General features: G+C 52.5%; 21 protein-coding genes. 6 read left to right on the forward strand and 15 right to left on the reverse strand.

The features are described 5' to 3' along the window. Positions 1-14: 14 nt before the first annotated feature. From luxS to IB214_RS05075, 4 genes are all read left to right on the forward strand, one after another. The gene (gene luxS / locus IB214_RS05060; RefSeq protein WP_016154160.1) at positions 15-530 is read left to right on the forward strand and encodes an S-ribosylhomocysteine lyase; all 516 of its coding nucleotides are present in this window, start codon (positions 15-17) and stop codon (positions 528-530) included. Positions 531-859: 329 nt separating this feature from the next. Next, entirely contained in the window at positions 860-2,218 is a 1,359-nt protein-coding gene (locus IB214_RS05065) for a glycoside-pentoside-hexuronide (GPH):cation symporter (protein WP_115257645.1), read from the forward strand. 83 nt (positions 2,219-2,301) lie between these two features. Then, positions 2,302-3,672: a carbohydrate porin gene (locus tag IB214_RS05070; RefSeq protein WP_117343190.1), complete on the forward strand. Its 1,371-nt coding sequence runs from the start codon at positions 2,302-2,304 to the stop codon at positions 3,670-3,672. Between the two features lie 78 nt (positions 3,673-3,750). Continuing rightward, entirely contained in the window at positions 3,751-6,528 is a 2,778-nt protein-coding gene (locus IB214_RS05075) for a glycoside hydrolase family 3 protein (RefSeq protein WP_117343191.1), read from the forward strand. Between the two features lie 50 nt (positions 6,529-6,578). On the opposite strand, the gene emrB is transcribed toward IB214_RS05075, so the two are convergent. From emrB to IB214_RS05145, 14 genes are all read right to left on the reverse strand, one after another. After that, positions 6,579-8,117, reverse strand: coding sequence for a multidrug efflux MFS transporter permease subunit EmrB (gene emrB, locus IB214_RS05080; protein WP_115257648.1), 1,539 nt, complete (start codon positions 8,115-8,117; stop codon positions 6,579-6,581). A gap of 16 nt (positions 8,118-8,133) precedes the next feature. Continuing rightward, complete coding sequence (emrA, locus tag IB214_RS05085; RefSeq protein WP_096755997.1) at positions 8,134-9,306, reverse strand: multidrug efflux MFS transporter periplasmic adaptor subunit EmrA; 1,173 nt, start codon at positions 9,304-9,306, stop codon at positions 8,134-8,136. Between the two features lie 130 nt (positions 9,307-9,436). Continuing rightward, positions 9,437-9,967, reverse strand: a complete 531-nt coding sequence (gene mprA, locus IB214_RS05090) for a transcriptional repressor MprA (RefSeq protein ID WP_096755998.1) — start codon at positions 9,965-9,967, stop codon at positions 9,437-9,439. Between the two features lie 90 nt (positions 9,968-10,057). Then, the gene (gene ygaH, locus IB214_RS05095) at positions 10,058-10,393 is read right to left on the reverse strand and encodes an L-valine transporter subunit YgaH (RefSeq protein ID WP_096755999.1); all 336 of its coding nucleotides are present in this window, start codon (positions 10,391-10,393) and stop codon (positions 10,058-10,060) included. After that, positions 10,383-11,120: an AzlC family ABC transporter permease gene (locus IB214_RS05100; RefSeq protein WP_117343192.1), complete on the reverse strand. Its 738-nt coding sequence runs from the start codon at positions 11,118-11,120 to the stop codon at positions 10,383-10,385. Before IB214_RS05100 ends, ygaH begins: the two co-directional genes overlap by 11 nt. A 122-nt stretch (positions 11,121-11,242) precedes the next feature. Next, entirely contained in the window at positions 11,243-12,427 is a 1,185-nt protein-coding gene (locus IB214_RS05105) for an MFS transporter (protein WP_115259904.1), read from the reverse strand. A 200-nt stretch (positions 12,428-12,627) separates the two neighbouring features. Beyond that, the gene (gene proX, locus IB214_RS05110) at positions 12,628-13,623 is read right to left on the reverse strand and encodes a glycine betaine/L-proline ABC transporter substrate-binding protein ProX (protein WP_117343193.1); all 996 of its coding nucleotides are present in this window, start codon (positions 13,621-13,623) and stop codon (positions 12,628-12,630) included. A gap of 69 nt (positions 13,624-13,692) precedes the next feature. After that, complete coding sequence (gene proW / locus IB214_RS05115) at positions 13,693-14,757, reverse strand: glycine betaine/L-proline ABC transporter permease ProW (RefSeq protein WP_115257651.1); 1,065 nt, start codon at positions 14,755-14,757, stop codon at positions 13,693-13,695. Further along, positions 14,750-15,952, reverse strand: a complete 1,203-nt coding sequence (proV, locus tag IB214_RS05120; protein WP_096756003.1) for a glycine betaine/L-proline ABC transporter ATP-binding protein ProV — start codon at positions 15,950-15,952, stop codon at positions 14,750-14,752. The genes proW and proV overlap by 8 nt, the downstream gene beginning before the upstream one ends. A gap of 354 nt (positions 15,953-16,306) precedes the next feature. Next, entirely contained in the window at positions 16,307-17,266 is a 960-nt protein-coding gene (nrdF, locus tag IB214_RS05125; RefSeq protein ID WP_117343194.1) for a class 1b ribonucleoside-diphosphate reductase subunit beta, read from the reverse strand. Between the two features lie 10 nt (positions 17,267-17,276). Further along, on the reverse strand, positions 17,277-19,421 hold the full coding sequence (gene nrdE / locus IB214_RS05130; protein ID WP_117343195.1) for a class 1b ribonucleoside-diphosphate reductase subunit alpha: 2,145 nt from the start codon (positions 19,419-19,421) through the stop codon (positions 17,277-17,279). After that, entirely contained in the window at positions 19,394-19,804 is a 411-nt protein-coding gene (gene nrdI, locus IB214_RS05135) for a class Ib ribonucleoside-diphosphate reductase assembly flavoprotein NrdI (RefSeq protein ID WP_115257653.1), read from the reverse strand. Before nrdI ends, nrdE begins: the two co-directional genes overlap by 28 nt. Next, positions 19,801-20,046, reverse strand: a complete 246-nt coding sequence (gene nrdH, locus IB214_RS05140; protein ID WP_117343196.1) for a glutaredoxin-like protein NrdH — start codon at positions 20,044-20,046, stop codon at positions 19,801-19,803. Before nrdH ends, nrdI begins: the two co-directional genes overlap by 4 nt. Positions 20,047-20,271: 225 nt before the next feature. After that, positions 20,272-20,703 carry a carboxymuconolactone decarboxylase family protein gene (locus tag IB214_RS05145; protein WP_117343197.1) on the reverse strand — a complete coding sequence of 144 codons (432 nt, stop codon included), beginning with the start codon at positions 20,701-20,703 and terminating at the stop codon, positions 20,272-20,274. A 90-nt stretch (positions 20,704-20,793) separates the two neighbouring features. On the opposite strand from IB214_RS05145, the gene IB214_RS05150 reads away from it, so the two are divergent. Further along, on the forward strand, positions 20,794-22,128 hold the full coding sequence (locus IB214_RS05150; protein ID WP_117343198.1) for a PLP-dependent aminotransferase family protein: 1,335 nt from the start codon (positions 20,794-20,796) through the stop codon (positions 22,126-22,128). A gap of 123 nt (positions 22,129-22,251) precedes the next feature. Then, positions 22,252-22,602: a DUF2002 family protein gene (locus tag IB214_RS05155; protein ID WP_096756010.1), complete on the forward strand. Its 351-nt coding sequence runs from the start codon at positions 22,252-22,254 to the stop codon at positions 22,600-22,602. Positions 22,603-22,637: 35 nt separating this feature from the next. Here IB214_RS05155 and alaE read toward each other — a convergent pair whose 3' ends face one another. Further along, the gene (alaE, locus tag IB214_RS05160; RefSeq protein ID WP_096756011.1) at positions 22,638-23,087 is read right to left on the reverse strand and encodes an L-alanine exporter AlaE; all 450 of its coding nucleotides are present in this window, start codon (positions 23,085-23,087) and stop codon (positions 22,638-22,640) included. Positions 23,088-23,532: the final 445 nt, after the last annotated feature.

Below are 23,532 nucleotides of genomic sequence, written 5' to 3' on the forward strand. Positions count from 1 at the left end.
TCGGAGGTGGCTAAATGCCGTTGTTAGATAGTTTTACTGTCGATCACACCCGGATGGAAGCTCCCGCAGTCCGGGTTGCAAAAACGATGAACACCCCGCATGGCGACGCCATCACCGTGTTTGATCTGCGTTTCTGCATTCCGAACAAAGAAGTGATGCCTGAAAAAGGGATCCACACGCTGGAACACCTGTTTGCCGGGTTTATGCGTAACCACCTTAACGGTAATGGCGTTGAGATTATCGATATCTCTCCAATGGGCTGCCGTACTGGCTTCTACATGAGCCTGATTGGTACGCCGGACGAACAGCGTGTGGCTGACGCCTGGAAAGCGGCGATGGCTGACGTGCTGAAAGTGCAGGATCAAAATCAGATCCCGGAACTGAACGTCTACCAGTGTGGAACGTATCAAATGCATTCGCTGAGCGAAGCGCAGGATATTGCCCGTCATATTCTGGAACATGACGTACGCGTTAACAGTAATGAAGAGCTGGCGTTGCCGAAAGAAAAATTGCAGGAACTGCATATTTAGTCTGATTTATTACGTTTTCCTGTTATTCGAAAACCCCGGCCTGCAACCGGGGTTTTTTATTATCATTTTTCCTTAGCCATAAAATATTTATATTGCATTTGTTTGGTGAATATTATTTTGTGTTAATAACTAACAAGTTCGCAACGAATAAAACGTGAGCGAAGAAACAAAAATAAGGGCCAATAAGTAAACCTACCTCGCTGCGATCACATAAAGAAAAAAACATAAACAGTTAACAGAAAAACATAATGGATTAGGCCAGATAAGATGTTTTAAAAATACCCTACGACAGAAACCGGTTACATTTTTGTATTGGCAAAGGAGTTTGTATGTCTACAGGGGACAAGATATCGATCAGAGAAAAGGTGGGGTACAGTCTGGGTGACGCGGCCAGCCACATCGTTTTTGACTCTTCGGTAGCAATTCTTGCGTATTTTTATACTGATATTTATGGTTTACCGCCTGCGGTAATGGGAACGATGTTTTTACTGGTCCGCTTGCTGGATGCGATTACCGATCCCATTATGGGGGCGATTGCCGATGCAACCTCCACGCGCTGGGGACGTTTTCGCCCATGGCTACTGGCGATTTGTGTACCCTTTGCCGTCAGCTGTGTGCTGGTTTATTCCATTCCTGATTTTTCCGACAGTGGAAAAGTGGTCTATGCGGTGGCGGCATATATCTTTATGACGCTGATGTATACAGCCATTAATATTCCTTACTGCTCACTGGGTGCTGCGCTGACGTCCGACCCGCGTGAAAACCTGTCCTTGCAGTCATGGCGTTTTGCGATTACGCCAATCGGCGGTGCGCTGGGAACGGCGTTAATTTTACCGCTGGCAGATTATCTCTATCCTGGTGATAGAGCGACGGGGATTCAGGTTTCAATGGCTATCTTCGGCGTCATTGGTTGTCTGATGTTTATCATCTGTTTTTTAACCACCAAAGAACGTGTGCAGCCGATCAAAGAGGAAAACCTCAATATTACCCGTGATGTAAAAATTTTATTCAAGAATGAACAGTGGCGTATTTTATCTGTTTATAACTTTATGATGCTGGTTGCGGTGGTGCTGCGCGGTGGGGCAGTCGTTTACTACGTTAACACGGTGCTGAACAAAGGCGCTGATATTATTACCATCTTTATGCTGGGTAGCATGTTTGCCTCAATGCTGGGGTCGATACTTGCTAAACCCTTTGGTACCCGGTTCTGTAAAATCAAACTCTCTTTTTGGGTTAACTTACTCACAGCCGTATTTGGTGTGCTGTGCTTCTTTGTGCCGGTTCAGTATTGGATAGTTGTGCTTGCGGTTCATATTATTATTTCCATTATTCAGGGCGGTAATGGTGCTCTGCAATGGTCGATGATTACCGATGCGAATAATTACGGTGAATGGAAAACGCACCGTCGAATTACCGGAATGAACGTCGCAGCAAATATTTTTGTCATCAAATTGGGTGTTGCCGTTGGTGGTGCTATTTTGGGCTGGGTACTCGCAGCATTTGATTATGCCTCAGGTAGTGCTGTGCAGTCCGCGTCTGCCGTACAGGGCGTTACGTTATTATTTACCATTATTCCTGCAATATTTTATATTCTGACGGCATTCTCTATTAAATTCTATGGATTAACAGAAGCAAGAATGAATGGCATTGTCACCGACCTTAAAAGCGGTAAGTTTGCGCATTCCTGATAATAACCAAAATATTGTAATAGCAGGAGGATGAGATGTTTACGACATCTCATCTGGTATACATCAAACTTTAGGGATGAATAATGAAAGCGAAATATTTGGCGCTGATGATCGGTGCTTGCTTATCTCAAAACCTGTGGGCTGCAAATAATAGTACCATTGGGCAACGTCTTGCTGAACTGGAGCAGCGTGTTATTCGCGCAGAACAGCGGGCAACTGACGCCGAGTCGCAGGTTCAGTCGCTACAGCAACAACAGGTAGCGGCAGCACCTACGGTGAAAGTTGAATCAGCCGAACCCGTCGCAGCAGGCGCTAACCCACCAAAACTGACGTTATCCGGATTCAGCGATATTAAATTCTACGGTGATGTGGAGTTTAATATGGATGCTGCCAGTCGTTCCGGTAGCCTGACATCAATGCGCACCTCCGCCAACAAAGACTGGGCGCCGGGAACCAATGAGCGCTGGGATATCAACGGACGTCTGCTGCTGGGATTTGATGGCTACCAGCGGCTGAACAACGGTAACTTTGCCGGTTTCTCGGTCCAGCCGCTGGCTGATCTGACCGGCAAAATGAATCTCGATGATGCGGTCTTCTTCTTTGGGCGTGAGAACGACTGGAAAATTAAGGTCGGGCGCTTTGAAGCCTATGATATGTTCCCGCTGAATCAGGATACCTTTGTTGAGTATTCGGGGAATACGGCGAATGACCTCTACAGTGACGGCTACGGCTACATCTATATGATGAAAGAGGGGCGTGGACGTAGCGACAGTGGCGGTAACTTCCTGCTGAGTAAAACCATCGATAACTGGTATTTTGAAGTGAATACGCTGCTGGAAAATGGCAGTACGTTGTTCTCCGAGAAGCAGTATCACGGCATGGATTTAACCAGCGATAAAAATGTGGCCTATGTTCGACCGGTTATCGCCTGGCAAAATGGCCGCTTCTCCACGGCGCTGGCGATGGAAAGTAATGTCGTGAATAACGCCTATGGTTATTACGATAACGGCAAGTGGATCGATCAGTCAGATCGTACGGGGTATGGTTTTACCATGACCTGGAACGGACAAAAAACCGATCCAGAAGAGGGGGCTGTCATTAACCTCAACACGGCGTATATGGACGCGACCGATGAAACCGACTTTACTGCCGGGGTGAATGCGTTATGGCATCGCTTTGAACTGGGTTACATCTATGCGCATAACAAAATTGAAGCGTTCAACGCGACCAATATTGATGCCGTGTGTGAAGATGACTGCTGGATCACCGATCCAGGCAATTATGATATCCACACCATCCATGCTTCATATTTATTCCCCAACGTGATGGATATGAAAAACTTTAATATCTATCTCGGTGCCTATGCCTCATGGGTCGAGGCCGATCCACATAACGGCGACAGCAGCGAAGATGCGCGTTACGGCGGACGTCTGAGATTCAAATATTACTTCTGATAATCACAAGGCCCATCAACGATGGGCCTTGTTTTATTTCAGTACAGAATAAGGCAATTGACACAGGGCTTCTCAATTATGCATTTGAATTTTATGGGTAAACCGCTTGACGGGTTTAGCGAGTTTGCCACGATTGTTGCGGCACAAGGGGCGGTACTACTTAAAAATGATCATGCGGTGCTTCCCCTGCGCCCTGAGGATACTATTGCGCTGTTTGGGCGCACGCAGATTGATTATTACCGCAGTGGGACAGGGTCGGGCGGGGCCGTTAACGTTGTCGCGCAATGTCACTTACTACAGGCTTTGCGCGAACGCTGTTCTGCACGGTTAAACCCCGTGCTGGCGCAGAAGTATGAGCAATGGGTCGGTGAAAATCCGTTTGATAACGGCGGCGGCGGTTGGGCACAGGAACCCTGGTTTCAACAAGAGATGCCGCTGCAGGAAGGTGAAGTGGCGCAGGCGAAGACGATATCGCAAAAGGCCGTTGTGGTTATTGGTCGAACCGCTGGAGAAGATAAAGACAATGCCGATGTTGCTGGCGGATATCGACTGACCCCTGACGAATATTCTCTGCTGGCCTGCGTCTGTCGTCACTTTAACGATGTGATAGTCGTACTCAATATTTCTTCTATTATCGACATGTCGTGGGTTGAGACCCCGGAATTACGCGGGCGAATTGGGGCGATACTATGCGCCTGGCACGGTGGTGCGTTTGGCGCACAGGCCGTCGCCGCGTTATTGTGCGGCGAGATCACGCCCTGCGGAAAACTGACCGACAGTATTGCGTACTCACTGGAGGATTACCCCTCTGCCTCCTGCTGGGGAAGCGACAGACAGAATATTTATCAGGAAGATATTTATGTCGGTTATCGTTATTTCGAAACGTTTTGCCCTCAGCGCGTGCAGTATCCCTTTGGCTTTGGGCTTTCCTATACGTCATTTACCCTTGAGGTTATCTCTGCGGAGGTGATTACCGATCCCCTCAGCTTTCAATTAAGCGTTGCGGTGCAGAATACGGGCGAAACCTGGGCGGGGAGTGAGGTTGTTCAAGTCTATCTGCAAGCACCGCAAGGCGCGCTGGGTAAGCCCTCGCGCGTGCTGGTTGCCTTTGGTAAAACCCATCTCCTGCAACCGGGAGAGCGTGAAATTATTGATCTGGCGATCCCTGGCGAGCGTCTGACATCGTGGGATGACAGCGGGGATAGCGGTCATCCGCACTGTTGGTTACTGGAAGCGGGCGGGTATTGTTTGTTCGTCGGTAACAGCGTGCGTGACCTCCAGCCGGTTAGCTTCGCGGGGCGTGAAGAGCTCATCGTGCCATCCGTCCAGGTTTTCTCCCGCCATGAACAGGCGCTGGCGCCCAGCGTGGCGTTCTCCCGCCTACGGCCTGGTCGTCATCAACAGGGGAGCTGGTTAGAGGCATGGGAGGACACGCCGCGCCGCTCTTTCTCCTTACGCGATCGTATCTTATCGCGTTTACCTCCCGCGCAGCCGTTGACCGGCAACAAAGGCATCCATTTCAGCGATGTTGTGCAAGGCCATCGTTGTCTGGAGACATTTCTGGCCCAGCTTTCCGTGGAGGAATTGGCCTGTCTGGTGCGCGGAGAGGGGATGTGTAGTCTCAAAGTGACGCCCGGCGTGGCATCTGCATTTGGCGGAGTGACCGACAGTCTGCGAGAAAAAGGGATACCCGTGGCGTCTACGGCGGATGGTCCATCGGGTATCCGCATGGATAATGGCGCAAAAGCCACGTTGCTTCCCAGTGGGACGTTGCTGGCCTGCACATGGGATCCGGTGCTGGTTGAGCGCCTGTATATGATGGAAGGAAAGGAGCTACAGCAAAATCATATTGATGTTCTGCTGGGGCCGGGTCTGAATATTCACCGTCATCCACTGAACGGGCGCAACTTTGAATATTATTCGGAGGACCCTTTAGTGACAGGCATGATGGCTGCTGCGATGGCGCGAGGTATTCGCGCTGGCGGGGGCATTGCGACGCTGAAACATTTTGCCTGTAACAGTCAGGAGTTTTCCCGCGCCCAGGTTGATGCGGTGGTCTCGGCCAGGGCGTTACGTGAAATCTATCTGAAGGGATTTGAATATGCCGTCAAACACGGTGGCGCGAGTGCGGTGATGACCGCCTATAACCCCGTCAATGCGCACTGGTCTGCTGCGAATTATTGCCTGAACACGACAATATTACGCGACGATTGGGGATTTCAGGGCATTGTGATGACGGACTGGTGGGCAAAAATGAACGATCCTGTCACTGCGGGGGAGGCGAGTGTTAACAACACGGCGGCGATGATCCGCGCGCAAAATGACCTCTATATGGTGGTCAATAACAACGGTGCGGAGATTAATGCCGGTGATGACAATACGCTCTCAGCGCTGGAGGACGGAACGCTGACGCTGGGGGAACTGCAACGTTGTGCCCGTAATATTCTGAGTTTTCTCCTGTCTACGCAGGTAGCTAAACGGGGAGACGTGCCGCGGGTAACCAGGGCTAAATTCCATGCGGATGCTATGCTGGCTGATAGGGGAGCTATCAAGGTAGCGTCGGTATCACGGCTGCGCTACAGCGGAGAGAGGGTGATTAGCCTTGAGAAGGATGCGACCTACGATCTGCTGCTCAGCGCGTCATCGGCGGGGCTGGCGTTAGCCCAGACTGGATGCAACTTACTGCTCAATGGCTGCGTGGTCGCCACGATCCAGACCCACGGGGCGCTGGGGAAGCAGATTACGCAGAAGCTATGCCGCATCGATATGACGGCGGGTAACTATCTGTTGCAGTTTGAGGCGACCAAACCGGGCATGGTGATCGACTGGCTTGAGTTCAGACAGGTAACGGATTAGCAATCTGGTATGTAATAAAAAGGGATCCGCAGATCCCTTTAAACATCGAGTTAGTGCGCCCCACCGCCGCCGCCGCCCGCGCCGAATGGCGGTTTGGCGAACCACACCAGGCTGAGCAGTAGGATGAATATCCCCGCCGACATCCAGAAGATTTCGTTGGCGGAAATTATCAGCCCCTGGTTGGTAATTTGCTGCGCTAGCCAGCCGGAGGCCTGCTGCTGGGTCATCCCAAGATCCTGCAACTGGCTATACATCGCCTGTGCATTAGGATTGTAGGGGTTTACTGACTCCGTCAACTGCGCGTGATGTAGCGACTCACGGCTAGTCCACATCGTTGTGGTAATCGATGTGCCGATTGAGCCTGCCAGCGTTCGCGTAAAGTTAGACAAGCTTGATGCCGCTGCCAGACGCTCAGGCGGTAAGCCAGACAGCGTGATGGTGGTCAGTGGCATAAAGAAGCAGGCTACGGCGAACCCCTGAATAAATTGCGGCCAGGCCGATGCGCCAAAATCCATACCGGGTTCGAACGTCCACGCGCGCCAGTAGAAACAGACGGCATACATAATAAAACTAAACGTGACCAGCCGACGCATATCCAGCTTGTGGGCGAAACGACCAATAATCGGCGACAGGATCACCGGGATTATCCCCACCGGTGCGGAGGCCAGGCCTGCCCAGGTCGCTGTATATCCGTAGACCTCCTGCAACAACTGCGGCAGCAGGACGATAGCGCCGAAGTAGAGCATATAGGCCAGGCTGATACACAGGCAGCCGATGGTAAAGTTTCGCGACTTAAACAGCGAGAGATCGACAATCGGGTTATCGTCGGTAAGCTCCCAGACAATCAGGAAGCTAATGGCTACCACGGCGACGACCGTCAGGATAATTATCTCCTGCGAGGCGAACCAGTCCAGCTCTTTACCGCGATCCAGCATAATCTGCAAACTGCCGATACCAACAACCAGCAGTGCCAGACCAATAGCGTCAATACGTCGCTGTTCGGTACGGGTTTCCCGGCCGCGCAGGGTTTGTAGCGTCATCAACACCACCACCGCCCCGATCGGCACGTTAATGAAGAATATCCAGCCCCAGTGATAGTTGTCGCTGATATAGCCTCCGAGAATCGGGCCACAAATAGGGGCGACAATCACCGTCATCGACCACAGCGCGAGGGCGATAGACCGTTTGGCGGGCGGATAGTTATTCAGTAACAGGCTTTGTGAAAGCGGAATTAATGGACCGGCGACAATCCCCTGAATCACGCGGAAGAAAATCAGCATAGTCAGGCTGTTGGACATCCCACACGCCCAGGACGCAATGACAAAGCCGATGGTGGACCACATGAACAGCTTTACTTCGCCAAAGCGTTTGGCCAGCCAGCCGGTGATCGGAATGGAGATAGCATTCGCCACCCCGAAAGAGGTGATCACCCAGGTCCCCTGGCTCAATGAAGAGCCGAGGTTCCCGGCAATAGTGGGGATCGCCACGTTAGCAATGGTGGAGTCCAGCACCTGCATGAATGTCGCCAGTGACAACGCGATCGTCATAATGACGAGCTGCGCGCCTTCCAGCGGTTTTTGCTGTTGCATCACACGCACCTTTGAATTAGCCCGCGTTGGCCCGCACGATCTCTTCGATCATTTTATTGACCGGAGCAAGGTTGATTTCTCGAGCATTACTTTCTGCAACCGGCGTCGTACGCACCTGGCTTGCCAGAATCTGTCCGTCACGATTTTGGGTATCGACCGTTACCAGCGTAGACAGGCCAATACGCAGTGGATGTTGCGCTAACTGCTGGGCATCCAGTTCAATACGCACGGGCAGACGCTGGACGACTTTGATCCAGTTACCGGTTGCGTTCTGTGCTGGCAGCAGCGAGAAGGCGCTACCGGTCCCCATATCGAGGCCGACAACCTTACCGGTGTATTTCACGTCATCGCCGTAAATATCACTGATCACCGTTGCTGGTTGGCCGATGCGCATATGCGCAAGCTGGGTTTCTTTGAAGTTGGCGTCCACCCACAGGTTGGTGGCAGGGACAACGGCCATCAGCGGTGTGGTTGGGCTAATCTGCGCGCCAGGCTGCACGGCACGACGGGACACGTAGCCGGTCATCGGGCTAACAATTTTGGTACGTTCCAGCGCCAGCCAGGCATTACGCACTTCGGTGGCCGCTTGTTGCACGGCAGGCTGGTCTTCAAGCTTACTGCCGAGGATCATCGCCTGGTTGGCATTGTATTGCTGTATTGCGACATCAAGCTGAGCCTGCGCGCTGGCAACGGCATCACGCGCATGTTGCAGTTCTTCGCGACCGATCAGGTTAGCATTTCCCAACGGGACGCGGCGATTAAAGTCGCTTTGTGCCTGCGCTAGGGCGGTTTTCTGCACCTCAATGCTGGCCTGAAGCTGCTTGCTGTTGATCATCAACTGGTGCGTCTGGCGCACGCTGGAGGCCAGCGCCGTTTTGGCTTTTTCAAGCGCCTGCTTAGCGTCCGTCTGGTCGAGGGTCACCAGCACGTCGCCCTGTTTGACATAGTCAGTGTTATCAGCCCAGACTTTCGTCACGCTGCCTGATACCTGCGCCATGATTTGAACCTGGTTCCCTGCCACGTACGCATCGTCTGTCTCTTCGACATGACGCAGTACTAAAAACCAATAAATCCCATATGCCACGGCAATGATAATAAAGAGCAAGGTCAGAAGCAGCAGCATACTTTTACGTTTGCCATTCTTCTTGACCGGTTGCTGCGGGGTTTGAGTCTCCGCATTTGCGCTCATGTTGTTCTCCACGATCTTATTTTTTTTCACATCGGCTGAGCCGACCTGTTTATCAGAAAGGCCAGCAGGGTGACCTGCTGGCCTGTCGGTTTTTCATTTATCAATCTGGATTTTTGAGCGTGTCGGCGCGTTAACGCAGCGCGTCGAGTACCGTGCCATCCTGTTCCATCTGATCAAGACGGGTCAGAAGCTTGCGGGTGATGTGCTCAAGCTGATCTTTTTCTGTGGTGCTAAGAGATGACCAGAGCTGATGCAGACAGTTATGCTGAGGCGGTAATACCTCTTGCAAGAATGCATGGCCTTTCTCGGTCAACTGTAGATGCAGGCAGCGGCGATCGTTATCGCTTTCGCGACGCTCGATCCAGCCACGTTTTTCTAACTCATCCGCGATACGCGTGGCGTTAGTCCGCGACGAACCCAGTGCGCAACTCAGTTCAGAAGGCTGAATACTGTGGTTTTCCTGAGACTCCAGCGTAATCAACGCCATAAACAACGTCTCGTTAATCCCTTGAGCTTTCAGCATTTTATTGCGGTTTTCCAGCAGCTTGCCCTGCATGTGCATGCAAAGACGAGTCAGAAGAACTTCCTGGTAAGGGAATTCTTCGTAGCGGCTGGCGCGAAATTTTAGCATTTGTTCAATGGGCGTAAACGAACTATCCATTTGGGTATAACCTCATTAATTTCAGCCGATATAGTAACGACAGTGACAAATAAAGTAAATGTATTATTTATTTAAAATGATTATTTTTACCTATAAAACAACCCACATTTTCCAGGCTAATCCGTAGCCCAGAGCACTCAGCAATGTCGGAATGATGATGCTGCGGGTCTTAAAATAGCTTGCGCCCAGTACAACAAACCCCACCAACGTTGGCACAAACCGACGAGCGTCGTGCATAACTTCAGGTGCGGTAGACACCACCAGTAGGGCGCAAATTGATGCTATGCCAATGGTGTCGAGTAAAATGCCGGTTGCGCCGCGTTTTGTCGGGCGAACATTTCCCACCCCCAGACGCAGCGGTAAATAACGAAAGCAGTAGTTGACGCCGCCAACCAGCAGGCCAAGCAGCAGAACCTCATAACTCATCAGGCGCCCCCTGCCAGAATGACTGGATAAGCGCCGTCAGACATCCGCAAACAATGCCAGCGAGTATGGCGGCAGGAATAGAAAAAAACGTCACGCCCGCCAGTGCTCCGCCGAGTGCCGTGGTCACACACAGCGACTGTTTACGCTGAAATGACGCGAGCAGAAAACTCATAAACAGCGCCGGGAGCATAAAACCTAGCGCCGCTTCGACCGCCGGAAAATCCTTCAGTAAGCCACTGCCGGAGAATGCGCCAATAATCGTACCGAATACCCAGGAAATCCAGGCACATAGTGCGATCCCCATCATCCAGTTCTCACTCCAGCGGCGATTGTCCCGCACCAGCTTCGCCGTTGCGGCGGCAAACACTTCATCAGTGAGGCCAAAGGCCCACACTGCGCTTTTAGGTTTACTGAGTCGTTGGGCGATGCGGCTGCGCAGGGAAGGGCCATACAACACATGGCGTACGTCCATGGCCATCACGGTGAGTGCGGCGACCCATAGCGAACTGCCCGCGGCAAGCATGGTAGTGATGACGAATTGGCTGGCACCGGCATAGATAATGCAGGAGAAAAAGACGCTTTCGACGGGCGTAAAGCCCAGACGAGTGGCATTGAGACCAAATGCAAAGGCGACCGGAATATAGCTGATGACGATCGGCAGACTGTCTTTGAATCCTTCCGTTAAGGTTGCCGGGCTGGGGTCTGACTGGGGAACAGGGCTTTCCATAGGATTATAGGCTTCATTACCGAAATTTAAATAACCTAGCTCAATGAGTTATAACCTTAGCAGACTGATGAGCTCCTTAACACCCTGAGGAGCTCAATCAGCGGCAAACACGCGCGATACGCTTAATTTACGGCTTCCTGGCGGTGAAAACCTCGCCACCAGACCAGCAGGTTGAGTACGGCAACGGTCGATCCTGCCAGACAAACGCCAGCCCAGCCGGCATGCTGCCAGGCAGAGGCTGAAATCAGTGAACCTGCCGCCCCGCCAATAAAATAGCTGGTCATATAGCCGGCGGTCAGTCGGTTACGCGCATCCGGGTGAATGCGGTAAATAACCGTCTGGTTGGTGATATGCACGCCCTGAACGGTGAGATCCAGTACCAGAATGCCAATTATCAGCATCGGTACTGACGTATGACCCAACCAGATTGCCAGCCAGGAGAGCAGCAGTAACAACAGACCTAATGTCGTGGTGAGATGGGATTTGCCCTTATCAGCAAATCCACCTGCAGGACGAGCGCCGAGCGCACCGGCGGCACCGGCCAGACCAAACAGGCCAATCATGCCTTCTGAATAGTTAAACGGCGGTGCCGCCAGCAAAAATGCCATTGATGTCCAGAGAATACTAAAGTTGGCAAACGTCAGGCAGCCCAGCATCGCCCGGGTACGCAGCAGTTTATCGTGGATAAACAGGCTGAAGACCGAGCCTAACAACTGTGGATAGTTGAGATGGGTTTCTGATTTCATCTTCGGCAGTCCGCGCCATAGCGCGATAGCCATTAGCGCCATCAGCACCGAGGCGACCCAAAATACCGTGCGCCAGCCGCCGAGATTCGCCAGCAGCCCGGCCACCGTACGAGCCAGTAAAATCCCCAACAGCAGACCGCTCATAATGGTGCCGACAACTTTGCCGCGTGTCTCCGGCGTGGCGAGTGTGGCCGCCAGCGGAACCAATATTTGTGCTACGACGGAAAACAACCCGGTCAGTGCCGTGCCGAGGATCAACATGCCCAACGACTGGCTGCTGGCGGTAATCAACATGCCACCAGCGGCGAGTAACGTCATGGACACGATAAGCCCCCGCCGCTCAAACATATCGCCAAGCGGTACCAGAAACAGTAGGCCCGCGGCGTAGCCAAGCTGTGCCGCGGTGACGATAAAGCCTGCGGTACTGGCTGATAATGAGAAGTTGCGCGCGATGGTATCGAGCAGCGGCTGGGCGTAATAGTTACTGGCGACGGCGAGACCCGTGGCGATGGACATGAGCAGGATCAGCGATCGGCTAAGTCCCTGAGAGGAATTTGTCATTGTTTTCAGCTGAATAATGGATTTCTGAAACAATCATAACGGAAGTGGATAAATGTTGCTGATTTGTTAGGTGATGGATTGTGCGGTTTCGGGCGGGTGAAGAGCTGCGTGCCGGATAAGGCGCATTGCGCCACCATCCGGCATTGGTGTGGTTACTTACTGTGCCTGATGGCGCTACGCTTATCAGGCCTACGAGTGGGTTATTTCTGCGCAGCTAACGCGTCTTTTACCCAGCCGTCGAACTGCTGCTGGTGGGCTTTGATCCAACCGTCAACGTGACCCTGCACATCGGCTTCGGAAGCTTTGCCCTCATGCATCATCGCGTTCTGTGCGTTGATGTCCGCCAGTGGCAGCTTGATGATGGCAAACAGCTTCGCCGCGGCCGGGTTTTTCTCTGCCCATGCCTTGTTGGCAACGATATGCATGGTGTTGACCGGGAAGCCGTAGTTCGCGCCGTTTGGCAGCTTGGTGTCAATGTCTTTCTGCTCACCCGGCAGGGAAGAGAACGGCACCTGCAGCCAGACCACGTCTTTGCCCGGCTTCATCACGTCGCTCACCCAGTATGGTGTCCAGGTGTAGTAGAGAATCGGTTTGCCTTCTTTAAAGCGCGTGATGGTGTCAGCCATCATCGCCGCGTAGTTGCCGTGGCTGACGTCGACCGTTTTTTCCAGATCGAAGGCTTTATTCTGGTGGTTGATGACCGCTTCGCAGCCCCAGCCGGGTGAACAGCCCATCATGTCAGCTTTACCGTCGCCGTTGGTATCAAAGATTTTGGCAATCTTTGGATCTTTCAACTGGGCGATATTGGTGATTTTGTACTGCTCAGCGGTTTTTTTGTCGATCAGATACCCCTGTGCAGCCCCCGTCACGAATACCCCTTCGCGATAAAACTTTTTGTCTCCGCCCGCGGCGGCGTACATGTCGTCATGCAGTGGCTGCCAGTTCACGGCGGTAAAGGTGGCATCGCCAGAAGCAATAGAGGTGTAGCCGACGTTGTAGTCAACTTCGCTGGCTTTGTTGACGGTATAACCCAGCTTTTCCAGCGCACGAGCGACCAGCTGTGTCTGGAACGATTCTTCAGAGATCGTGCTCTGGATAGGTTGCACGGTGATGCCTTTGCCCGGCAGGTCGGCAGCGAAAGCGCTGGTGGAGACAAGGGTGGCAAACGCTGTGGCAAAAAGTACGGTATGTCGCATCGTTATTCCTTTAATTATTGGAGGGACGTGCAGGCCCGGTAAGCGCAATACCACCGGGCAACAGGTGAATTACTTAGTGAAAGGGCGGGTGATAAGCCCAACAGGGCCGGTGGTGTACCAGCGACGGTTACCCCGGCTGCGCGAGTCGCGACCGACGGCCTGCGTCAGGCGGTCCAGAATGATGGCGAGGATCACAATCCCAACCCCGCCAACGGTAGCCAGCCCCATATCGAGACGCCCGATACCGCGCAGCACCATCTGACCCAATCCACCGACGGCGATCATCGAGGCGATGACGACCATAGAAAGCGCCAGCATCAGCGTCTGGTTAACCCCCGCCATAATGGTGGGCATCGCCAGCGGCAGCTGGACTTTAAACAGCATCTGACGCGGGCTGGCACCAAAGGAGCGAGAAGCTTCAATCAGATCGGCTGGCACCTGGTTAATACCCAGAATGGTCAGACGCACAATCGGTGGCAGGGCGAAGATAATCGTCACTACGACGCCCGGCACGTTACCAATGCCGAATAACATCACAATCGGCACCAGATAGACGAACGCAGGTGTGGTTTGCATGGCATCGAGCAGGGGACGAACGATCTTTGCCGCACGCGGACTGCGCGCCAGCCAGATCCCCATCGGTAAACCGATTAGCACACAGAACAGCAGCGCGGTCAGCACCAGCGCCAGGGTGATCATCGCCTGTGACCAGGCGCCAATCGCGCCAATCGCGACCAGTGAAATCAGCGTGGCAACGCCCATCCCGACGCCAGAAATCTGCCAGGCGATTAAAGCGAAAAGAATAATCGCCACCGGCGCAGGCATCCCCAGCAGCAGTTGCTGGAAGCCGTTGAGAATGTAATCTACCGGGACACGAATGCCCTGGAAGACGGGACGAAAATGGGTCACCACCCAGTCGATCCCTTCGGTGACCCAGCTATCGAGCGGGATCAGTGTTTTATGGAACGGATCCATAATATTGAAATGCTCAGGTGCTGGCGCGGGCGCGCTGGTCAGCCAGTCTGCGCTGCCGCCGTCGGTAGGCGCGCTTGACGCGGTACCCCAGGCATCAGCGGATTGTGCAGCGCTATCGGCTGCTGGTGTCGTGTCCCACGGATTTGTTTGATCAGTCATTGTTTGCCCCCTCGCGATCTAAAGCCTGTAGCAGCATGCGTTTGGAAATAATGCCCACATACTGATGTTCCTCATCGACAACCGGCACCGCGCACGGTGCTTGCCCGACATGAGAAAGCAGCTCGCTCAGCGGCGTTTTCGCCTCTACGGCTAACGGTTCGTCGATCAGTGCGGCTTCAATACCCTGCGCCTGACGTAAGGCGGTTTTTAATGAGTCGATGGAGACCACGCCAACAAACTTGTTTCCGCGTTCAATCACGTAACCAAATTCACGATCTTTATCCTGCAATAATTGCAGTGCCGAACGTGGGCCAATCCCTGGTGTTTTACGAATTAAGCCTTCAGGGCTACGACGGGAAATATCTTTCGCGCTGAATACCTGGCTAATATCAACACCACGGAAGAAGGTGCGCACATAATCATTGGCCGGGTTATTCAGGATTTCATCCGGGGTACCGACCTGCACCACTTCACCATTTTGCATAATAGCGATGCGGTCACCAATGCGCATGGCTTCGTCGAGATCGTGGGAAATAAAGACCACGGTTCGCTGATGCTTTGCCTGCAGTTTTACCAACTCATCCTGCATCTCGGTACGAATTAAAGGATCGAGCGCAGAGAAGGCTTCATCCATTAATAAGATGTCAGGGTTAATGGCTAATGCGCGGGCGAGACCGACACGCTGGCGCATACCACCGGAGAGTTCATCCGGGTATCCGTGAGCGTAATTCTCAAGCCCAACCTGGCGGAGCGCATCCAGCGCTTTTTCACGACGTTCATCCGCAGCAATACCGGCTAACTCCATACCGAAGGCCGTATTGTCGAGTACCGTCATGTGCGGCATCAGGGCAAAGGACTGGAATACCATCGCAATCTTTTTTCTGCGCACCTCGCGAAGCTCGGCATCGGATATCCTGGCGATATCCACGCCGTCAATCAGTACCTGCCCGCGGGTGGGTTCAATCAGGCGATTGAGAAGGCGTACCATTGTGGATTTACCCGAACCGGATAATCCCATGATGACAAATATCTCGCCTTCTTCAATGGCCAGACTGGCGTCTTTAACGCCAAGCGATAGCCCTGTTTTTTCCAGAATCTGCTCTTTTGAAAATCCTTTTTCAATATATTTGAACGCTCTCTGGGGATGCTCGCCAAATATCTTATAGAGATTTTTAACTTCTAATTTAATTGCCATGCAATAGAATTATTCCTGTTATTTGTTTATATCGATATAGTACCTGGTGAAAATAGTTATCTTTTTCTACCCTAACATACTGAGAATCTGAGACAACCCTGAATTTGGTTGTGGCATGAATATTGCCAAAGGCCAGATGGCGAGATTTCCCGTGATATAAGGGCTGAGCGTGGATGAAACTTCTTTGATATTTTTTGTAAATGGCAGTAAAAAGTCGCCTGAATTGTTGAAACTCAGGCGAATAATGCGGCTAATATTGAGTGTAGATCACACAATGATATTTGTGTGATAAAAATGTGATCCCGTTAAAATATTAACGCGAAAAGTGTAGGGTATTTTCCGCGAAAATGAGATCTAGAAATTCCAGTCGTCGTCTTCAGTTTCGACGGCTTTCCCCATCACGTATGACGAGCCTGAACCGGAGAAAAAATCATGGTTTTCATCGGCGTTGGGCGACAGCGCGGCGAGGATTGCCGGGTTGACATCCGCCATTTCCGCCGGGAACAGGGCCTCATAACCCAGGTTCATCAAGGCTTTATTGGCGTTGTAACACAGGAACGCTTTCACCTCGTCGGCCCAGGCGGTTTCGGCATACAACACTTCCGTGTAGTGAACTTCGTTATCGTACAAATCCATCAGCAGATCGAGGGCAAAATTCTTCAGTTCTTCACGAGCTGACAGTGAAATATGCTCCAGCCCCTTTTGATATTTATAACCAATGTAATAACCGTGAACGGCTTCATCACGAATAATCAGACGGATGAGATCGGCGGTATTGGTCAGCTTACCGCGGCTGGAGAAATACATCGGCAGCCAGAAGCCGGAATAGAACAGGAACGATTCCAGAAATACGCTGGCAATTTTCTTCTTCAGTGGATTATCGCTGGCGTAATGCTGCAAAATAATCTGCGCTTTGCGTTGCAGCGCGGCATTTTCCTCACTCCAGGCGTAGGCTGCATCCACATCTTTGGTCTGGCAAAGGGTGGAGAAAATAGAGCTGTAGGAACGAGCGTGCACCGCTTCCATAAAGCTGATATTTGACAACACCGCTTCTTCATGTGGGGTTAATGCATCCGCCATCAGCGCGGGCGCGCCGGCAATATTCTGAATGGTGTCGAGCAGCGTCAGCCCGGTAAAGACGCGAATGGTGAGCTGCTGCTCGGCGACGCTCAGCGTTTGCCAGGCGGGAATATCATTCGACAGCGGGACTTTTTCCGGCAACCAGAAATTACTGGTCAGCCGGTTCCACACCTCCAGATCTTTGTCATCCTCAATTTTGTTCCAGTTGATGGCGCTCACGCGGTTTAGCTTCATTCTGCTCTCCTTACAGCGCGCATGACACGCAGCCTTCAATTTCAGTACCTTCCAGCGCCAGCTGGCGCAGTCGGATGTAGTACAGCGTTTTGATGCCTTTTTTCCACGCGTAGATTTGCGCTTTGTTGATATCGCGGGTGGTGGCGGTGTCCGGGAAAAACAGCGTCAGCGACAGCCCCTGATCGACGTGTTTGGTTGCCTCGGCGTAGGTATCGATGATTTTTTGCGGGCCAATCTCGTAGGCATCCTGATACAGCGCCAGATTTTCGTTGGTCATAAACGGGGCAGGGTAATACACACGCCCCGTTTTACCCTCTTTGCGAATCTCCACCTTAGACACAATCGGATGAATACTTGAGGTGGCATGGTTGATGTAGGAGATGGAGCCGGTTGGCGGCACCGCCTGTAAATTCTGGTTATAAATACCGTAGCGCATTACATTCTCACGCAGCAGTGACCACATTTCACGCGTCGGCAGCGTCACGCCGCGAGTGGCAAACAGCGAGCGGACTTTCTCGGTTTTTGGTTGCCAGTCGCCGCTTAAATAGCGATCAAAATACTCGCCGCTGGCGTAGCGCGACTGGTTGAATCCGGCAAAGGTCTGGCCACGCTCTTTGGCCAGCAACATGGAGGTATGCAGGGCATGCCAGGTGACGGTGTAGAAATAGAGATTGGTGAAATCCAGCCCCTCCGCTGAACCATAGGCAATACCTTCGCGTGCCAGATAGCCATGCAGGTTCATCTGCCCCAGCCCAATCGCGTGCGAAGCGCTGTTCCCGGCTTCAATCGACGGAACGCTGCGGATGTGGCTCATGTCGGAGACGGCGGTTAAGCCGCGAACCGCTGTTTCAACGGTGCGGCCAAAGTCCGGCGAATCCATGGTGTGGGCAATGTTCAGCGAGCCGAGATTGCAGGAGATGTCGCGTCCAATCTGCGCGTAGTCGAGGTTTTCATCGTAGGTTGAGGGGCTGTTGACCTGCAAAATTTCCGCGCACAGGTTGCTCATGTTAATGCGACCGGCAATCGGGTTGGCGCGGTTCACCGTGTCTTCAAACAGGATGTAGGGGTAGCCGGACTCAAACTGGATTTCCGCCAACCGCTGGAAGAAGTCACGGGCGTTAATGTACCGCTTGCGCACGCGTGCGTCGGCGAGTAACTCGTCATAGCGTTCGCTGACGGCGATGTCGCTAAACGGTTTCCCGTAAATATGCTCCACGTCATAGGGGGAGAACAGCGCCATCTGCGCATTCTCTTTTGCCAGACGGAAGGTAACATCCGGGATCACCACGCCAAGTGACAGCGTTTTAATGCGAATTTTTTCATCGGCGTTTTCGCGCTTGGTATCGAGAAAGCGCAGAATATCCGGGTGGTGCGCGTGCAAATACACCGCACCCGCGCCCTGTCGCGCGCCCAGTTGGTTGGCATACGAAAACGCATCTTCCAGCATTTTCATCACCGGGATCACCCCGGAAGACTGGTTTTCAATACGCTTAATCGGTGCTCCGGCTTCGCGCAGGCTGGAGAGCAGAAACGCCACGCCGCCACCGCGTTTGGAAAGCTGCAGCGCCGAATTTACCGCCCGACCAATGGACTCCATATTGTCTTCAATACGTAACAGGAAGCAGGAGACCAGCTCGCCGCGCTGGGCTTTGCCGCAATTAAGGAAGGTTGGCGTGGCGGGCTGAAAACGCCCGGCGAGCATATCGTCGGTGAGTCGCAGGGCAAGCGTCTCATCACCCTGTGCCAGCGTCAGCGCCACCATCGTCACGCGATCGGCAAAATCCTCGAGGTAGCGTTTACCGTCAAAGGTTTTCAGCGTATAGCTGGTGTAATACTTCCATGCGCCGAGAAAGGTCTGGAAGCGAAACCCGCTGGCGTGAGCGTGGGCAAACAGCTTCACCACGAAAGCGCGATCGTAACGGGTTAAAACGCTTTCGTCGTAATAACCTTCGCTTACCAGCGTATCCAGACGCGCGTCCTGGCTGGCAAACACCACCGAGTTGGGCTGCACGTGATTTGTCATAAACGCGTCCACCGCCTGATGGTCTTTCTCAAACTGAATACGCCCGGCGTTATCGTACAGATTCAGCATGGCGTTAAGTGCGTGATAATCCAGCGTGGGCTGAACTACGCGTTCTGCGGTTGTTGTTGCCAAAATTCGCTCACTCCTTTTCGCACGTTGTCGATGTCGCCTGGCGTCCCCATCAGCTCAAAGCGATAGAGCCACGGCACGGCGCATTTTTGTGAAATTACGTCACCCGCGCGGCCGTAGGCGTCGCCGAAATTACGATTGCCAGCGGCGATGACGCCGCGAATTAACGCCCGATTGTGGGGATCGTTTAAAAAGCGGATCACCTGTCGCGGGACCGCGCCTGCCGTACCACCACCGCCGTAAGACGGCACGACTAAAATGTAAGGTTCGTCTACCTGGATCCGCTCGCGTTCGTTAAGCGGAATTCGCACGGCGGGCAGCCCCAGACGCTGCATAAAGCGATGGGTATTTTCAGAGCTGCTGGAGAAGTAGACGAGGGTGCTCATGTGTTGGCCACGTGGGGCTGCGGACGCAGACGATTGATCATGTCCGGGCGAAATCCTGACCAGCGGATTTCCCCTGCTACCACCACCGGTAATTGGCGAAACCCCTGCTCGCGCAGGGTTTCTGCCAGCTCGGGGGCCAGATCGACATTGATCATCTCGACGTCAAGCCCACGACCTTCCATCGCCCGTTTCGTGGCGTGGCACTGAATACAGTTATTGCGAGTGTAAATAATAATACGCATGATTCGTATTTCCATTTATGGGTGTAAAAGCGGCGCGATAATGGCGTCGGGTTGTGTGTGTCGTGATGTAATCAATACTAGATGTAGTTTATAAAAGATTCAACCATACAAGATATGGGATTTTAGAGTGGTGAGGGGCCGGGAGATGAGTGTGGCGGAGGGCGGGGTATGTAGCATTACGGGTTGCCGGATAAGGTGTTTCCGCCGCCATCCGGCACCACAGAATTACATGCGCATGCCTACTGCCAGACGGTTAAAGCAGTTCATCAGGCTAATGGCGAACGTCAGATCGCTTATTTCTTTGGCGCTAAAATGGTTCAGCAGCGGCAAATAAACGTCGTCTTCGGCGTGCGTCGAGGCGATGTGGGTAACGGATTCGGCCCATGCCAGCGCTGCGCGTTCCTGATCACTGAAATGGTGGCTGACGCGCCATCCTGCCAGCGCATCCAGTTTGGCCTGTTCTACGCCAGACTTACGCAGGGCTTTACTGTGCATTTCCAGACAAAACGCGCAGCCGTTGATTTGCGAGACCCGCAGGTAAATCAACTCCGTCAGTGTAGGCTCCAACGCGCAGTTTTCCAGCGCTTTGCTGGCCTGAACCAGAGCATTATAGATTTCAGGGCTAAGTTCATAATAGGGCTGGCGTAACATCGTCATGGTATTTCTCCTCGTTTGGATGACCCGCAATGTATCACTATAATGGTCTGCTAAAGAGAGCCATATTGTTATCAAAAAAGCAGACCATAAATGCCACGCTACCAGCAAATCGCCCGTCAGTTAAAAACCGCTATTGAGAAAGGGGAACTTAAGCCTGGCACACGCTTGCCGTCCAGCCGCACCTGGTCCCAGGAACTGGGCGTTTCACGCTCGACGGTGGAAAACGCCTACGCAGATCTGGTGGCGCAAGGCTGGCTGGAACGACGCGGGCAGGCCGGAACGTTTGTCAGTCAGCAACTGCGACTGGACACTTCGCCCGTTGCACCAACGGTCTTTGCCGGAGAAAACCCTACACCGCAACTTTTTCAGATGGGATTACCGGCGCTCGATCTCTTTCCCCGCGAAGTCTGGGCGCGGGTGATGGGGCGGCGTTTACGCACGCAGACACGTTTCGATCTCGCCTTGGGTGATGTCAGCGGCGAACTGTTGCTACGCCAGGCGATCGTTGATTATCTGCGCATATCCCGCAGTATTGAGTGCCTGCCGGAGCAGATTTTTATTACTTCGGGCTATGCGGCCTCCATGACCTTAATCCTGCGGGCGCTGGCAAATCCCGGCGCAGGGATGTGGGTAGAAGATCCCGGTTTTCCGCTGATCCGCCCCGTTATAACGCAGGAACAGGTTGAACTGCTGCCCGTCCCGGTCGATGGCGAGGGTCTGGATGTGAGCGCCGGGATCCGCAACTACCCTCAGGCGCGTTTTGCCCTCCTCACGCCAGCCCATCAAAGTCCGTTGGGCGTTGCTCTCTCGCTTGACCGTCGACACCAATTGCTGGAGTGGGCCGCCCATGCGCGGGCATGGATCATTGAAGATGACTACGACAGCGAGTTTCGCTACCACGGAAAACCGCTGCCGCCGCTAAAAAGCCTGGATGCGCCGCAGCGGGTGATTTATGCCGGTACCTTCAGCAAATCATTATTTCCGGCTTTACGTACAGCCTGGCTGGTGGTGCCGGTGACGGAGGTCGCGCGCTTTCGCCGCCAGGCGGCGCTGACGGCTTGTCACGTGCCGCTGTTATGGCAGCAAACGCTGGCGGATTTTATTCGTGATGGCCATTTCTGGCGGCACCTGAAAAAAATGCGCCAACACTATGCCCAGCGGCGTCAGTGGATGGAAAGTGCGCTGACGGAATACGGCTTTACCGTTGTACCTCAGCAAGGCGGAATTCAACTGGTGATATCGGTGAGCGGCGAAGATACGGCGTTGGTGCGCAAAGCGAATCAGGCTGGCCTGGCGGTTCAGGCGTTAAGCCAATGGCGAATAACTTCAACGGGAGAGGGCGGTATATTACTGTCATTTACCAATATCCCGTCGGTGGAAATGGCCCGGCAGGCCGCCCGTCAACTTCGGCTGGCAATAACCTGATCCAGCGCCATGCTTAAGATAGCCGCCTCACTCTCTTCATGCGTTTATGGACTTTTCTGAAAGCGTTGCTAATGCTGAATCAGGTAAGGTAAGCCCGCGGTAAAAGATAACGAGGAAAAATATATGTATTTAAGACCCGATGAGGTGGCGCGCGTACTTGAGAAAGTAGGCTTTACCGTGGATGTAGTGACGCAGAAAGCGTACGGTTATCGACGTGGCGAAAACTATGTGTATGTTAATCGTGAAGCGCGTATGGGACGCACAGCATTAGTGATCCACCCCACGTTAAAAGAACGAAGTTCTTCGTTAGCGGATCCGTCAACGGATATTAAAACCTGCGATCACTATCAGCAATTCCCGCTTTATTTAGCCGGAGAAACCCATGAACATTATGGTATTCCACACGGCTTCAGCTCGCGTATTGCGCTGGAACGTTATTTAAATGGGTTGTTTGGTGACGTGAGTACAAACTAAAGACGCGACTGGCGGGGCCAGTCGCGAAGAGACGTTTAGGCTTTCGCCTGATGATAGCTGCTGACTTTAAACAGGCGGCGGCAATAATCAAGGAAGTAGCCGTACACTGCACCCATCAACATTGAAACCACGATGTTGGAACTGACGGCCGCCGTGATCTGGTGCCAGTCTGCGCCAACCGTGAGCAGAATGACCACATACACCGGTGACTGGAAGGTCACGTATGCCAGCACATCCGCCAGATTTTTTGCCCATCCCGCCGGTGTGGCTTTACGCGCCGCACGCATAAACAGATCGCGGTACATACCGTAAGGCCAGGCGATCAGAATGTTGACAGGAATCGCCACCAGTCGGGAAGAGAGCGACTGCTCAAAGGTCATTCCGGAAAGGAATACTTCAATCAACATGTTCACGACAGAACAGTAAACAACCATCGCGAACGTGTCTGCTACAGCATGACGCAAGCGTGACTGCGGAGAGAACATGTTAATGCTCCTTGTAAGAAGAGGTAAAAAGGTATCGTATACCTTGTTGCTAGTGATTTGTTTTGCTGCTTTCGCGTTTCAATAGGATATCTGCCTGCATAATAACTATCAACTAGCTTAAAATTTTTATTTATTGTCTTTTTGTCGATAAAATGCTCTGCAATGGTCTGTTTTTTGTTCGTTTTGGCATTTTCGTTGTCATGTTGATTAAATGTCTTTCAAATCATTATGTTATATTGATTTGTTTTTCTGGTTTTTTTACGAACTTTTCTAGATGTTTTTGAATATTACGCCGACATATTTATTTTTATTATCGGGTCATTACAAAATTGCATTGCAGGATGCCCCTGCGATGGGGTGATAAATATTAAGGTAACGTTTTGATTAATAGCTCGAGATCGACAGGGGCTGGAAATAGAATAATCAATCGAATATAATTTTTGCT

The sequence above is a fragment of the Citrobacter sp. C1 genome, from assembly GCF_014596895.2.
Taxonomy (GTDB): Bacteria; Pseudomonadota; Gammaproteobacteria; order Enterobacterales; family Enterobacteriaceae; genus Citrobacter; species Citrobacter gillenii.